1 protein-coding gene is annotated in these 239 nt (G+C 69.5%); it reads right to left on the bottom strand.

The annotated features are described in order from the left end of the window. The coding region (locus AX702_RS07780) for an amino acid kinase family protein (RefSeq protein ID WP_443026288.1) at nt 1–239 on the bottom strand (239 nt) is incomplete at both ends.

Genomic DNA, 239 nt, shown 5'->3' on the forward strand with positions numbered 1-239 from the left:
CGTCGACGCGCAGTCCGGCGACGTCCTGCGGCGTCAGGTCGGTCATCAGCTCGCCCTGCTTGTCCAGCACACCCGCGACGTCCGTGAGCAGGAAGAACCGCTTCGCGCCCAGCGCGGCGGCGATCGCGCCCGCCATGGTGTCCGCGTTGATGTTGTAGGTGTGCCCGTCCGCCCCGATGCCGATCGGCGCAATCACGGGAATGATCCCGTCGCGGCTCAGCGTGTCGATGATGCGGCGG

Source organism: Sphingomonas sp. CCH5-D11, assembly GCF_001557395.1.
Lineage (GTDB): Bacteria > Pseudomonadota > Alphaproteobacteria > Sphingomonadales > Sphingomonadaceae > Sphingomonas.